Origin of the sequence: Roseovarius aestuariivivens (genome assembly GCF_004761875.1) — a bacterium.
In the GTDB taxonomy this organism is placed as follows: Bacteria; Pseudomonadota; Alphaproteobacteria; order Rhodobacterales; family Rhodobacteraceae; genus Roseovarius; species Roseovarius aestuariivivens.
This window is the reverse complement of the sequence record NZ_SJEY01000003.1, coordinates 212,221-225,553: the sequence shown is the minus strand read 5'-3', so window position 1 is coordinate 225,553 and position 13,333 is coordinate 212,221. Positions and strand designations below refer to the sequence as shown.

Here is a 13,333-nt window from a genome sequence, read left to right as displayed (position 1 = left end):
AGCGGGGGGCGAGACCATGGGGATCCAGGACGCAATCGAAGAGGTGTCTTCTTTACTAGGCCAACGGCTCAGCCGGTCCAAGTCCGATCTGGTGACTCACGGCGCGAGCGAGACCTATTTCGCCAATATGCCGCCCGACGCCGTGGCCTATCCGGAAACCGCCGAGGAGGTGGCCGCGCTTGTGCGCATCTGCGCCGCGCGGGACTGTCCGGTGGTGGGCTGGGGCACGGGCACGTCGCTGGAAGGTCAGGCGCAGGCGATGCGCGGTGGGATCTGCGTGGATTTCAGCCGGATGAACCGGGTCGTTGACGTGGCGCAGGCGGACATGACCGTGCGGGTCCAGCCCGGGGTCACGCGCGAGGCGCTGAACGAGGACCTGCGCGCGACGGGTCTATTCTTTCCAGTCGATCCGGGTGCCAACGCGTCGCTTGGGGGCATGGCCTCGACCCGGGCCAGCGGCACCACGGCGGTCCGCTATGGCACGATGCGCGACAACGTGCTGGGGCTGGAGGTGGTCACGGCCGGCGGCGCAGTGATCCGCACCGGTACGGGCGCGCGCAAATCGGCCTCGGGCTATGACCTGACGGGGCTGTTCGTGGGCTCGGAAGGCACGCTGGGACTGATCACGGAACTGACTCTGCGGCTGCATGGCATTCCCGAGGCGGTCTCGGCGGCGGTCTGCGCCTTCGAGGAGGTCGGCCCGGCGGTGGATCTGGTGATCGCCACGGTGCAGATGGGGCTGCCGGTGGCGCGGATCGAACTGATGGATGCGCTGTGTGTCTCGGCGGTTAACGCCTATGCCGGGGCGGGGCTGCGCGAGACGCCGCATCTGCTTTTGGAATTCCACGGCTCGGAGGCGGGCGTGGCGGAACAGGCGGCCAGCTTTGGCGAACTGGCCACGGAGTTCGGCGGCGCGGATTTTCGGTGGGCCACCCGCGAGGAAGACCGCCGCGCGCTTTGGTTCATGCGCCACAACGCCTTTCACGCGGTCAAGGCGCAGTACCCTGGCAAGCGGTCGCTGGTCACGGATATCTGCGTGCCGATCTCGCGGCTGGCCGAGGCGATCCGGGCCTGCGAGCGGGAACTGGCGGCGGCGCGGATCCCGGGCCCCGTGGTGGGCCATGTGGGCGACGGGAATTTCCACGCCGCGCTGATGTTCGATCCTGAGAACGAAGCCGAGATGGCCCGCGCCAAGGCGGTGTCGGAGCGGCTGGTGGAGCTGGCGCTTGATCTGGGCGGCACCGCCACCGGCGAGCACGGGATCGGCGTCGGCAAGCTTGGCTATATGGCGCGCGAACACGGCGGCGGATGGGAGATGATGGGCGCGATCAAGCACGCTCTTGACCCGGGCAATATCATGAACCCCGGCAAGCTGGTGCCGGAGCGCTAAGGCTTAGCTGCCCGACGTTCCGTCAGGCGTGTCCTCCAGCGGCTCCGCGGCCTGCTCGATCGGCCAGAGGGCGGGATAATGCCCGGCCTGCCAGCCCGCGACATAGCCGCCGATGGCCAGCGCTATTGTCAGCAGATAGAGCCAGATCGTGTGCAGTTCCCGGGCGGTTTTCAGTTTGGGCGTGCGCCCGTCGATGGCGTCGCCGCCCGCATTCCAGCCCTTGAAGTACTGGTCGTAGAGCGGGAAGGTTTCGGTGCGCAAGATGTCGGCCTGTTCTTCGGGGCCGCGCGCGGCGGTGACGCGCCGCAGCAGGGCGGAGATGACCTCGGTGCGGTGGATGAAATTGGCCTGGAAGCACTTAAACATCACATCGATGCCGTAGAAGATAGCCAGCATCGGCACGGCTGAAAGCAGGATCCATCCATTCTGTTCGCGCAGCGAAAAGACGATGCAGCCGCCGAAGATCGTCACCGCCCATGTGCGGATGCGCATGGTGACGGTATCGAGTCCGCGGATACCGGATTGGCAATGATCCCATTCCTGCCGCAGGATATCGAGGCTTTGCGCGACAAAGATGGCTTGCGCCTCGCGGTCGGGTTCAGCAGTGGTGGCAGATGGCGTCGTGGTCTCAGAGCGAGTTTCGGCCGGAGGCGTGGCCCCTTGTTGTTTGGGGCTCCGCCCGTGCGGCGCGGTGCCAAAAAGTCGTCCGAAGGCCATGTCGCAGTCGCTTCGGCTCAGACCCGCTCGACCGTTACGGTGTCGCTGGAATAAAAGGCGATATAGTCTTTGATGCGGGCGACATCCTCATTGGGATCTTCATAGCTCCAGGCGGCGTTTTCCAGCGTCTTGCTTTTGGTCACGATGGAGAAGTAGCGCGCGGTGCCCTTGTGCGGGCAGGTGGTGGTGTGATCGCTGTCGTCCAGAAACGCCATGGCGATGTCCTTGCGCGGGAAATAGATCACGTCGGGCAGATCGCCCTCGCTGAGGACGAGCGCCTTGCGGCTTTCCACCAGAACCGCGCCCCCGGCGCGCACCGTCCATGTGCCTTCGGCCTTGCGGATGTTGATCTTGGTCATGCTGTCCCTTCCCGTTGTGGTCTGTGTCGCGGTTTGGCCCGCGTCGTGTCGGTGTCTTATGTCAGAGCGGCGCGGTGGCCGCGTCAAGCCAAGCCTGCGCCTCGGGGCTGAGGCGCGCGGCGATTTTCGTGCGGCAGGCCGCGTGATAGGCGTCGATCCAGGCGCGCTCGGGGTCGTCCAGGAGATCGGTGTCGATCAGGCGGCGGTCGATGGGCACGAAATTGAGCGTCTCAAAGGCGAGCATATCACGCCCGTCGCCGCCCGCCACCGGGTCGGCGGGCGTCACCACGAGGATATTCTCGATGCGGATGCCGAACGCGCCTTCGCGGTAGTAGCCGGGTTCGTCCGACAGGATCATGCCGGGGTCGAGCGGCACCTCGGAGGCCCGCGAAATGCGCTGCGGGCCCTCGTGGACGCACAGATGCACGCCGATGCCGTGGCCGGTGCCGTGGGCGTAGTCCTGATCGGCCAGCCACAGGTGATAGCGCGCGATGGCGTCGAGATCGCGCCCCGCAAGGCCGCGGGGCCAGCGCAGGCGGGAGATGGCGATCATGCCCTTGAGCACCCGGGTGAAGGCGGCGCGTTCCGCCGGGCCGGTGACATCGCCCACGGGCAGGGTGCGGGTGATGTCGGTGGTGCCGTCCTCGTATTGGCCGCCGCTGTCGAGCACGAGAAGCTCTCCGGGGTGCAGCACCCGATTGCTGTCCTCGCTGACGCGGTAATGCGGCAGGGCGCCGTTGGGGCCGGAGCCGGCGATGGTGTCGAAGCTGATATCCAAGAGCTTGCCCGTGGCGCGGCGGCAGGATTCGAGCTTTTTGACCACGTCGATCTCGGTGAGGGATCCGGGGCTTTGCGCGTCGTACCAGGCGAGAAATTCGCACATCGCCGCGCCGTCGCGCAGATGCGCCTCGCGGGTTGCGGAAATCTCGGCCGGGGTTTTGCGCGCCTTTGGCAACTCGCAGGGATCCTCGCCCCATTGCCGGTCGACGCCTGCCTCGTCCAGACGGTCGGCCACCCATTGCGGTACCGAGCCCCGGTCGAGCCGCACCGGGCCGGTCAGCGCGGCCAGCGCCTCGCCGAAGAGGTCGGGGGCGTGCAGGTGGACGGCGTCGCCCAGATGGGCGCGGACCGTGTCGGACAGCTTTGCCTCGGCCATGAAAAGATCGACCGCGCCGTCGGCGTGCAGGATCGCAAAGCCGTGGGGGACCGGGTTACGGGGAATGTCGCTGCCGCGGATGTTCAGAAGCCAGGCGATGCTGTCGGGCAGGGTGATGACCGCGGCGGTCTGGCCGGCGGCGACGAGCGTTTCGGCGAGACGGGCGCGTTTGTCGTCATGGGATTGCCCGGCCAGGGCGTCGGGATAGACGCGCACTGCGCCTTGCGGCGGATCCGGGCGGTCGGGCCAGATACGGTCGATCAGGTTTTCGACCGGGCGCAGGGTGATGCCGGTGCTCGCAAGGCCGGCTTCGTAGGCGGCCAGCTGATCCGGCGTGTAGAGCCAAGGGTCGTAGCCAAGCTCGCCGCCCTCGGGCAGCGCGGATTGCAGCCAGGCCGCGGGGCGCGTCGCGGGCCAGTCGACGACGGTGAAGCTGTCGCCATCGCATTGCGCGCGGGCCTGGGCCGTGTAGCGGCCATCGACGAACAGCCCCGCCCGGTCGTTCAGCGCGATGCAGAAGCCCGCCGAGCCGGTAAAGCCCGTGAGCCAGGCAAGGCGATCGTCGCAGGGGGCCACATATTCGCCCTGATGCGCATCGGCGCGGGGCACGAGAAAACCATCGAGGCCCGCGCGCGCCAATTCATCGCGCAGGGCGGCCAGACGTGGCGGCCCGGTTTCGGGCCGGGTGGTGGCGGTGAAGGATTGGAACCGGGTGTCTTCGAGCTGCATAGAGGTAGTGCTAGAGAAGGGCGGCAGGGAAGTCCATGCATCCGGTGGTGGGGGTCTGGCGGCAGACGCCGGGGGCTCTGCCCCCGGACCCCCGAGGTATTTCGGGCCAGATGAAGACGGGGAGGGGTGCTGTGCGCTGTGCCCCGTGACGCGGCGCCACGGCGTGACGAGGGCGAGGCGCCTTTCGGGGGCGGGCCAGGTGTTGGCGCTATCCGGCCTTGCGCATGCCCATGACCCGGGCGCGGGCGCGGGGGTCGCTGTCGAAAAGGGCTGCGAGTTGTTCGGTCATGGCCCCGGCCAGCTGATCGGCGTCGGTGATCGTGACCGCGCGGTTGTAGTAGCGGGTGACATCGTGGCCGATGCCGATGGCCAGAAGCTCCACCTGTTTGCGCCGCTCGACCATGGCGATGACGTCGCGCAGGTGCTTTTCGAGGTAGTTGGCGGGGTTCACCGAGAGCGTGGAATCATCCACCGGCGCACCGTCGGAGATGACCATCAGGATCTTGCGCTGTTCGCGGCGGGCCACCGTGCGGCGATGCGCCCATTCCAGCGCTTCGCCGTCGATATTTTCCTTCAGGAGGCCCTCTTTCATCATCAGGCCCAGATTGGTGCGGGTCCGGCGCATCGGCGCGTCGGCGGATTTGTAGATGATGTGGCGCAGGTCGTTGAGACGCCCGGGAAGCTGCGGGCGGCCCTCGTTGAGCCAGGCCTCGCGGCTGAGACCGCCCTTCCACGCGCGGGTGGTGAAGCCAAGGATCTCGACCTTGACCGAGCAGCGTTCCAGGGTGCGGGCGAGCACGTCGGCGCAAATGGCGGCGATAGAGATGGGCCGACCGCGCATCGAGCCGGAATTGTCGAGAAGCAGAGTCACCACGGTGTCGCGAAACTCCGTGTCCTTCTCGATCTTGAAGCTGAGCGGGGTGGTGGGGTTGGCCACCACGCGCGCGAGGCGGCCCGCGTCGAGAATGCCTTCCTCGCGGTCAAACTCCCAGGAGCGGCTTTGCTGCGCCTGAAGCCGGCGCTGCAGCTTGTTGGCCAGCCGGCCCACCGCGCCTTTCAGCGGATCGAGCTGCTGGTCGAGATAGGCCCGCAGGCGTTCCAGCTCCACCGGGTCGGCGAGATCCTCGGCGTGGACCTCTTCGTCATACTCGGTCTTGTAGACGGTGTAGCCCGGATCGGCCTCGGACACCGGCGCGGCCTGGGGGGGCTCAAGCGGGGCCTCGCCTTCGGGGAGTTCGGTCTCGTCGCCCAGCTCCTGGTCGGCAAGATCGTCCATGCTGACCTGGGCCTGTTGTTCGTCCTGCTGCTCGTCCTGGGCCTGTTCGGGGTCGGCGTCGGTTTCGGTCTCGTCGCTGTCGTCCTCGCCGGTGCTGTCGGGCTCTTCCTGCTCTTCGGTGTCGCTGTCGGCCTCGTCCTCGCTCTCGTCCTCCATGGCGTCGGGATCGTCGCCGAGCTGATCGCCGTAGCCGAGGTCGTCGATGATCTGGCGGGCGAAGCGGGCGAAGGCGCTTTGGTCTGAGAGCTTGGTTTGCAGGTCTTCGAGCGTGCCGCCGGCCTGTTCCTCGATAAAGCCCTGCCAGAGCTCCATCACGTTGCGCGCACCCTCGGGCAGCTTGCGGCCCGTGGCGAGGTGGCGGATCAGGTAGCCTGCAGCGACGGGCAGCGGCGCGTCGGCGGTGTCGGAGATCTGGTCGTAGCCCTTGCGCAGGGCCTCGGCGCCGATCTTGGCGTCGATATTGCCCGCAGTTCCGGGCATTTCGCGCGCGCCCATCGCCTCGCACCGGGCGGTTTCCATCGCCTCGTAAAGCTCACGCGCCATCTCTCCGGGCGGGGCATAGCGGCTATGGGTGCCTTCGTCGTGAAACTTGTGGCGCAACGCCAGCGCGTCGGCGGTGCCGCGGGCCTGCAGCACCTCGTCGCGGGTCATGCGGCGGCTGATCTGGGGCAGACGCATGGCGTCGCCCGAAAGCCCGGCGGGATCGACCGAGTAAGTGACCGACAGTTCGGGATTGTCGGCCAAGACCTTGGTCGCCTCGGCCAGCGCCTTCTTGAACGGATCTGCGGGGTTGTCGGACTGGGCCATGGCGCGCGCTTTGTGTCGGGTGTGGGTCTGACCGGCAACCTAATGCGATGTCGGGGGATTGACCAGTGGGGCGGGGCGTTTTCCAAACCCTGACCTGCGCGCCCCGGTCAGCCCAGTACGAGCGTTTCGCAGGCCCGCAGGTGACGGCGCACCAACCGGGCGGCGCGCGCGGCGCGCTGCGGATCGGTGTGAAACTCGGCGATCCGCAAGAGGTCGGCGAAACGCATCTTGGCGTCAATCCGGTGCGCCATGATCGTGGCGGGTGGCAGCGGTGTGGCCGGCACCGCGTCGAGCAGCGCAGCGAAGGTGCGCAGGCGGCGTTCGTCGTCCTGAGCGTCGCGGCGCATCAGATGGTCATGCGCCACCTGCGCCGCATAGCGCCCAAGGCAGCCGGAGAATTGCAGAGCGATGTCCGAATTGTCCCGCTGGCCCGCCTGAAGCGACAGGGGCCAGAGCACGAGACATACGACGATTGTTTTTAAACTGCTCATTTATTGAACAGTAAATCATACAAGTTTCCCAAAAATAAAGCAGATTAAAAACTTTTGGCCGGAGTGTTTTCTGTCCGCCACAGGTGTCACACCCCGGATTTTCGACAAATCCGGGGCGAAACCTGTTGGGATTTCGGGCTGTTATGGGCGACGAAAAGCCGGCGCTTCAGCCGAGGCTGAGGCTGGCCGCGCTTTCAGGCAGTTCCTCGTCAAAGCAGCGCTGGTAGAACTCTGCTACTGTCTGACGCTCAAGCTCGTCGCATTTGTTGAGGAAGGTGAGCCGGAAGGCATAGCCGACATCCTTGAAGATGCGGCTGTTCTGGGCCCAGTTGATCACCGTACGCGGGCTCATGACTGTCGACAGATCGCCGTTCATGAAGGCCGTGCGGGTGAGATCGGCGACGGTGACCATCTGGCTGATCGTCTTGCGCCCGGCCTCGGTGTTCATCTGCGGCGTCTTGGCGATGACGATGGCGGTTTCGGCGTCGTGGCTGAGGTAGTTCAGCGTGGCCACAAGGCTCCAGCGGTCCATCTGCGCCTGGTTGATCTGCTGCACGCCGTGGTAGAGCCCGGTCGTGTCGCCCAGGCCCACGGTGTTGGCCGTGGCGAAAAGGCGGAAGCAGGGGTGCGGCGTGATGATCTCGTTCTGATCGAGCAGCGTCAATTTGCCGTCATGTTCCAGCACGCGCTGGATGACGAACATCACGTCGGCGCGGCCGGCGTCGTATTCGTCGAAGACGATGGCCACCGGGTTGCGCAGCGCCCAGGGCAGGATGCCCTCGTGAAATTCGGTCACCTGCACGCCTTCGCGCAGCTTGATCGCGTCCTTGCCGATCAGGTCGATCCGGCTGATGTGGCTGTCGAGGTTGACGCGCACGGCAGGCCAGTTTAGGCGCGCGGCCACCTGTTCGATATGGGTGGACTTACCGGTGCCGTGATACCCCTGCACCATCACGCGGCGATTGTGGGAAAAGCCCGCAAGGATGGCCAGCGTGGTGTCGGGATCGAACTTGTAGGTGCTGTCGATTTCCGGCGTGCGTTCGGTCGGCTCGGCAAAGCCTTTGACGACCATGTCGGTGTCGATCCCGAAGACATCGCGGACCGAGACTTCCTCGGTCGGTTTCACGTCGCGGTCCATGTTCCCGTCGGCCATCCTGCCTATCCTTCGTTTCCGATCTTTCAGCTTTGCTGTTCCCCTGCAACATATCGCGGTGAAGGGCAAGGGAAAGGGCACAGAAGTTTTGGCTGGTCGCGCCGGGATGCCCACGCTAGCCTGCCCAGTGCGAAGGGGTTGGGGTATGTTCAGGGCCGATGGCGGACCGGGCTGATATCGAGACATTGATTGCGCGGACCGCGTCGGGCGACCGCGTGGCGTTCTCGGCGCTTTACGCCGCGACCTCGGCGAAGCTTTTCGGGGTGATCCTGCGCATCGTGAGCACCCGCAGCGAGGCCGAGGAGACCTTGCAGGAGGTCTATGTCCGGGTCTGGCACACCGCCGGGCGGTATGATGCCGATTGCCTGAGCCCGATGACATGGCTGATCACCAGCGCGCGCAATGCCGCGATCGACAGGCGTCGCCGGACGATCCATGGCATCGAGGCCCCGCTGCCCGATCCGCTGTCCGACACGGCGCCGGGCCCCGAAGCGCAGGCGATTGACGCCTCGGACCGGCCCCGGCTGACCGCGTGTTTCGACGAGTTGGCGCCTGATCGCGCGGGCGCGATGCGGCGCGCCTATCTGGAGGGCAAGACCTATGCCGAGCTGGCCGCGCAATATGGCGTGCCGCTCAACACGATGCGCACGTGGCTGCGGCAAAGCCTGTTGCGGCTGCGGGAGTGTCTTGCGCGATGAGCGGTCGGCCATACTGGGACGAGGACCGCGATGAGGACAAGGTTCTTGCGGGCGAATACGCCCTTGGGCTGCTGCCGCCCGACGAGGCGGCGGGCTTTGCCGCGCGTCTTGGGGAGAATGCCGCGTTGCGGGCGCTTGTCCGGCAGTGGACCGAGGATTTCACCGGCCTGTCGGATCTTGTCGAGCCGCAAGTGCCGCCTGTGCGCGTGCATCAGGCGATCGAGGCGCGGATTTTTTCCGGGCCGGCACGAGGACCGCTGGGCCTGTTCCGACGCGTGGGTGTTCCGATGCTGACGGCGGCGGCGTTGATCCTGGCGCTGTTTCTGGGCATCGATCATGGGCCTTCAGGCGTGCATCCGCCTGTGGCACCCGTCTATCGCGCCGAGATCGAAGCGACGGATGGCGGTCTTTATGTGGCGGCGGCCTACGACGCCGGTGCAGGTGAGTTTTACGTCGAGCGCCGCGCGGGCGCGGCCCGTCCGGGCCGGGTGCTGGAGCTGTGGCTGATCGAAGGCGATGGTCCGCCGGTTTCGCTTGGTGTGCTGCCCGAGGCGGCGCGGGCGCGTCTGCCCGTGGCCGAGCCACTGCGGGCGCGGCTGGAAGGCGGGATCCTGGCACTGTCAGACGAGCCGTCGGGCGGGTCGCCGGACCGGTCGCCGACGGGCGACGTGCTGGCCGTGGGGCCGCTGGGTACGCCATAAGCCGTGACAAAAGCGCATTGCGCGCGCCTTGCGACAGGGCAGAGCCCGAACACGTCTGAGTGATCGAGGTTGTGGACGCGTCCCGCGCCGCCCATCCTTCTTATCAAGACGAACGACACGGAGGACGCATCATGGACCGCCGCCATTTCATCGCAACGGTGCTCGCCGCAGGCTCGGCGCTCGCGTTTGGACGCGCGCGGCTGGCCTCGGCCGCGCAGGGTAATTTCGAGGTCACGCGCAGCGATGCCGAATGGCGCGCCATGCTGAGCGATCTGGAATACCGGGTGATGCGCGAGGAGGGCACCGAGCGGGCTGGCACGTCGCCGCTCGACAAGCTTGACGCACCGGGCATGTACCATTGCAGGGGGTGTGATCTCGCACTTTATTCGTCAAAGCACAAATACGATAGCGGTACCGGCTGGCCGAGCTTCTGGCAGGCGCAGAGTGGGGCCATCGGTACCAAGCCCGACCGCAAGCTCTTTTACACGCGCACCGAATGCCATTGCGCGCGGTGCGGTAGCCATCTTGGTCATATCTTCGACGACGGCCCGCAGCCCACCGGCAAGCGGCACTGCATCAATGGCGTCAGCCTGGTCTTCCGGGCCGCCTGACGTGTCCGGATCGGAGAAAAAGAGAAAGGCCGGGCTCTCCTCCCTGGCCCGGCCTTTCGTTGGGGAATGGTGCCCGCTGCATGAACAGGCTGCGCAAAGCATTCATGCGCTGACCAATTCCCCGTATCCCTATAGCGTTTCACCGCCCTTTGGTGGTCGCCCGTCCGCGATTTGACATGCCGCGACGGGTCTGTGGCTTTATCCTCCGTCAGCCAGATCGGGCGCAGGATGTGCCGGCGCATGGGCGATATCGGCATGGCCCGTTTCGGTCTTCATCCGGTCGACCAGCGCGAAGAGCGTGCTGCGCAAGGCGGCCAGTTCGGCCTCGTCCAGCAGCGTTTCGCATTTTACTTCGTGCTGGGCGCGCGCCGCCCCGTCATGGAGCGACTCGCCGGTTTCGGTGAGGGCGATGGTGATCACGCGCCGGTCCGCGGGATCACGCGTGCGCGTGACAAGGCCGGCCTTTTCCAGCCGGTCGACAAGTGGCGTGATCGCGTTTTGGGCGAGACAAAGCCGCCGCGCGATGGCCCCCAAGGTGCGCGGGCCGTCCTGCCAGAGAACAAGCATGATCAGGTATTGCGGATAGGTCAGGCCGATCTCGGCCAGCCTGGGGCGATATGCGCGCGTGACGGCGTTTGTTGCAGCGTAAAGCGCAAAGCACAGCTGGTCGTCCAGCTTCAGTCTGTCCGCACGCATGTCAGCTCCCGTTGTGATATGGCGCGTTATGAATCCTCACGCATGAAGTAATCACAGGCGGGTTCGAGACGTCAAGGTTCAAAGTGACGCGACGTCCATTCGTTCCCGCGGCGTTACTTGAAGTGGCGGCTTTGCTTGATCTGGTCCCAGGCCCAGACGACCTGTTGCAGCTGTTCTTCCTGGCTGCGGTCGCCGCCGTTGATGTCGGGATGCAGCACCTTGATCAGCGCCTTGTAGGCCTTACGGATCTCGGCCTTGGTCCAGTCATCCTTGGCGTCGAGGATCTCGATCGCGCGGCGCTCGGTCGGGGGCAGCTTGCGCTGTTGCGCGCGGCCCTTGCCGGGGTTCTGCGTGGCGTTCACGCCAAGAACCTGATGCGGGTCTTCGATACCCAGCCGCGCCCAGGCGCGCTGTTCGGGGTCGGTGAAGGGCTTTGTGTGGCGTTCCCAGACCTTGTCGGACGACATCTGGGCGTTCAGTTCGGCCTCGGTCGTGCCGTCGAAGAAGTTCCAGCGCGTGTTGTATTCGCGCACGTGCTCCTTGCAGAACCAGTAGTAGTCGTCCAGCACATCCGGCGCCTTGGGCGCGCGGTATTTGCCCGGCTCTTCGCAGCCGTCGTGTTCGCAGACACGGGTCGACGTTTCGGACGCACCGGACATGCCGCGCCGACCGCGCGGGTTTTTCTTCTTGGCCGATGACACGGACATGTCGAACCCAAAGGGGTCTTGTTTTGGCATCACGTTCACCTCAACGACTCGGAGCGAAGAGTGTATGGCATTACGCGCCGATGAGAAGGGGGCGAGGGCAAAAAAGTGGCCCCGGCCACCGCGCCTTTCGGGCGCAGGCAGGCCCCGGTCAAGACCGGTCGCGTTCGGGCGGTTGCGGCCAGTCGGGATCGGGATCGGAGGGATCCGAACGCGGCTCGCCATCGGGCACTTCAACTGCGGGATCAATGTCTTCCGCGGCGGACTTCGCGTCCTCGATCACCTCTGTCGCGGCGACGGCCTCGGGGCTGTCGCCATCGACCGGACCACGATCCAAGATGCCCGGATCAATGGGACGGCGAAAGACCAGCACCGAGCGGTAGACCGTCTGGGTCGAGGTCAGGCCCTGACGCTCTTCGCTGGGCAGGATGTCGGCGCGCAGGTATTCCCAACCGCTTGCCGCCAGTTCGTTGATCGCTGTTTCCAGAGCGTGGGCGAAGCGCGCATCGGCACCCTTGACGCCGGGTGCCTTGCGCCCCTTGGCGGGGGCCGGAATGACCTTGTACTCATAGTGCTGCATTGCAGGCTCCCTCATGACAAGCGCCGCATCCTATGGGGGACGCGGCGCAGGTTCAAGGGATGATCCGGTGTGGTGTTATTCCGCAGGATGCAGCGCCGCCGGACCGGTCTGGCGGGCCGGAAGGCCGCGCAGCACGCGGTCGGCGATCAGGCCGCCCGCGACAATGGCGGCGATGGCGAGAAGCGCTGCGATCGAAAGCGTCGGCACCCCGGACAGGCCCGCGCCCACGGTGCAGCCGCCGGCCAGCACGCCGCCCACGCCCATCAGAACGGCACCGGCGAAGTAGCGGCCGGTCTCGCGCGGGGTGGAGAAGCTTTGCCACGCAAAGCCGCCGCTCAGAAGGGCCGCGGCCAGCGCGCCCAGAACGACACCTCCAACAAGGCCGGTGCCGAAGCCAGGTGACACCGCCGTCGAGGCCACCGCGTAGAAGATCGTGTCGGCGGCAGGCGAGGTGAAGGACAGCGATTCCATCGCGATGGGATCGAAATCATCATAAAGCAGGAAGCCCGTGCCGACCCAGGCGAGCGGCACCAAGAGGCCGATCAGGGCGGCAAAGACCAGCGTGCTGGCGCGGTTCCCGGACCGCACGGCGAAGAGCAGTGCGAGCCCGGCGATGAGAGCCGCCCAGAGAAGCGGATTACCGGGCAGGGCCGCGCTTTCCAGCGGCAGAGTGACCGATCCGAGCGAGGTGCGCACCGGGGCCAGCACCCCTTTGAGCGTGGCATGGGCCGTGACGGCGAAAACGATCAGCACGGTAAGCGCACGCAGGTTGCCCGCGCCTGTGAGTACGGTCAGGCGCGACACGCAGCCGCGTGTCAGGACCATCCCGATGCCAAACAGAAGCCCGCCTGCAACGATGGCCAAAACGGGCAGGTCGGCGGCCATGAAGCGATGGTCGGCAAAATCGATCAGGCCCGCGTAGACAGCCGCCTGCGTGCCCAGAACCGCCACGGCCAGCGCCGTCAGCCACACGCCGGCGGCCTGTTTGCGATCGTCGCCGACAACCGCGCGGCGCAGGCAGAAGCGCGTGATCTGGGCCAGCGCGCCAAAGGCGACGCCGACGATCAGCGCGAACCAGACGGCGGCCTGCGGTGCGGTCAGTGACTCAAATCCAAACGACTCGAACATGGGATATCCCCCGGTGTGACGGAATTTTGTTCCAAATGGCGCGGAAACGATGCGCAATCAAGCGCCGCTGATCTACATGTTAACCGGATTTGCGGAACTTTGTTCCAATTGATGCGCTGCAGCGAGACGGAATTCCC

At 66.1% G+C, this 13,333-nt stretch carries 14 protein-coding genes; 4 read left to right on the top strand and 10 right to left on the bottom strand.

What is annotated here, in order from left to right; all coding sequences use genetic code 11:
- The first annotated feature begins 16 nt into the window (after nt 1-16).
- Nucleotides 17-1,390: an FAD-binding oxidoreductase gene (locus tag EZV60_RS06555; protein ID WP_135503523.1), complete on the top strand. Its 1,374-nt coding sequence runs from the start codon at nt 17-19 to the stop codon at nt 1,388-1,390.
- 3 nt (nt 1,391-1,393) lie between these two features.
- On the opposite strand, the gene EZV60_RS06550 is transcribed toward EZV60_RS06555, so the two are convergent.
- From EZV60_RS06550 to cobS, 6 genes are all read right to left on the bottom strand, one after another.
- Nucleotides 1,394-2,107, bottom strand: coding sequence for a hypothetical protein (locus EZV60_RS06550; RefSeq protein WP_135503522.1), 714 nt, complete (start codon nt 2,105-2,107; stop codon nt 1,394-1,396).
- A 17-nt stretch (nt 2,108-2,124) separates the two neighbouring features.
- Entirely contained in the window at nt 2,125-2,466 is a 342-nt protein-coding gene (locus EZV60_RS06545; protein WP_135503520.1) for a DUF427 domain-containing protein, read from the bottom strand.
- 61 nt (nt 2,467-2,527) lie between these two features.
- Complete coding sequence (locus tag EZV60_RS06540; RefSeq protein ID WP_135503518.1) at nt 2,528-4,351, bottom strand: aminopeptidase P family protein; 1,824 nt, start codon at nt 4,349-4,351, stop codon at nt 2,528-2,530.
- Nucleotides 4,352-4,559: 208 nt separating this feature from the next.
- The gene (gene cobT, locus EZV60_RS06535) at nt 4,560-6,434 is read right to left on the bottom strand and encodes a cobaltochelatase subunit CobT (protein ID WP_135503516.1); all 1,875 of its coding nucleotides are present in this window, start codon (nt 6,432-6,434) and stop codon (nt 4,560-4,562) included.
- 107 nt (nt 6,435-6,541) lie between these two features.
- On the bottom strand, nt 6,542-6,925 hold the full coding sequence (locus EZV60_RS06530) for a hypothetical protein (RefSeq protein WP_135503514.1): 384 nt from the start codon (nt 6,923-6,925) through the stop codon (nt 6,542-6,544).
- 166 nt (nt 6,926-7,091) lie between these two features.
- Complete coding sequence (cobS, locus tag EZV60_RS06525) at nt 7,092-8,078, bottom strand: cobaltochelatase subunit CobS (RefSeq protein WP_135503512.1); 987 nt, start codon at nt 8,076-8,078, stop codon at nt 7,092-7,094.
- A gap of 158 nt (nt 8,079-8,236) precedes the next feature.
- Between cobS and EZV60_RS06520 the strand changes: the two genes are divergently transcribed.
- The 3 genes from EZV60_RS06520 to msrB all read left to right on the top strand — a co-directional run bounded on the left by EZV60_RS06520 (nt 8,237) and on the right by msrB (nt 10,088).
- Nucleotides 8,237-8,776: a sigma-70 family RNA polymerase sigma factor gene (locus EZV60_RS06520; protein WP_135503511.1), complete on the top strand. Its 540-nt coding sequence runs from the start codon at nt 8,237-8,239 to the stop codon at nt 8,774-8,776.
- Entirely contained in the window at nt 8,773-9,477 is a 705-nt protein-coding gene (locus EZV60_RS06515; RefSeq protein WP_135503509.1) for an anti-sigma factor, read from the top strand. The genes EZV60_RS06520 and EZV60_RS06515 overlap by 4 nt, the downstream gene beginning before the upstream one ends.
- 131 nt (nt 9,478-9,608) lie before the next feature.
- Complete coding sequence (gene msrB, locus EZV60_RS06510; RefSeq protein WP_135503507.1) at nt 9,609-10,088, top strand: peptide-methionine (R)-S-oxide reductase MsrB; 480 nt, start codon at nt 9,609-9,611, stop codon at nt 10,086-10,088.
- 198 nt (nt 10,089-10,286) lie between these two features.
- Here msrB and EZV60_RS06505 read toward each other — a convergent pair whose 3' ends face one another.
- The 4 genes from EZV60_RS06505 to EZV60_RS06490 all read right to left on the bottom strand — a co-directional run bounded on the left by EZV60_RS06505 (nt 10,287) and on the right by EZV60_RS06490 (nt 13,196).
- Entirely contained in the window at nt 10,287-10,784 is a 498-nt protein-coding gene (locus EZV60_RS06505; RefSeq protein ID WP_135503505.1) for a MarR family winged helix-turn-helix transcriptional regulator, read from the bottom strand.
- 113 nt (nt 10,785-10,897) lie between these two features.
- Nucleotides 10,898-11,521, bottom strand: coding sequence for a J domain-containing protein (locus tag EZV60_RS06500; RefSeq protein WP_135503503.1), 624 nt, complete (start codon nt 11,519-11,521; stop codon nt 10,898-10,900).
- A gap of 118 nt (nt 11,522-11,639) precedes the next feature.
- Entirely contained in the window at nt 11,640-12,068 is a 429-nt protein-coding gene (locus EZV60_RS19245) for a DUF4177 domain-containing protein (protein ID WP_210115063.1), read from the bottom strand.
- Nucleotides 12,069-12,143: 75 nt separating this feature from the next.
- Nucleotides 12,144-13,196 carry a YeeE/YedE family protein gene (locus EZV60_RS06490; protein ID WP_135503501.1) on the bottom strand — a complete coding sequence of 351 codons (1,053 nt, stop codon included), beginning with the start codon at nt 13,194-13,196 and terminating at the stop codon, nt 12,144-12,146.
- Nucleotides 13,197-13,333 lie beyond the last annotated feature (137 nt).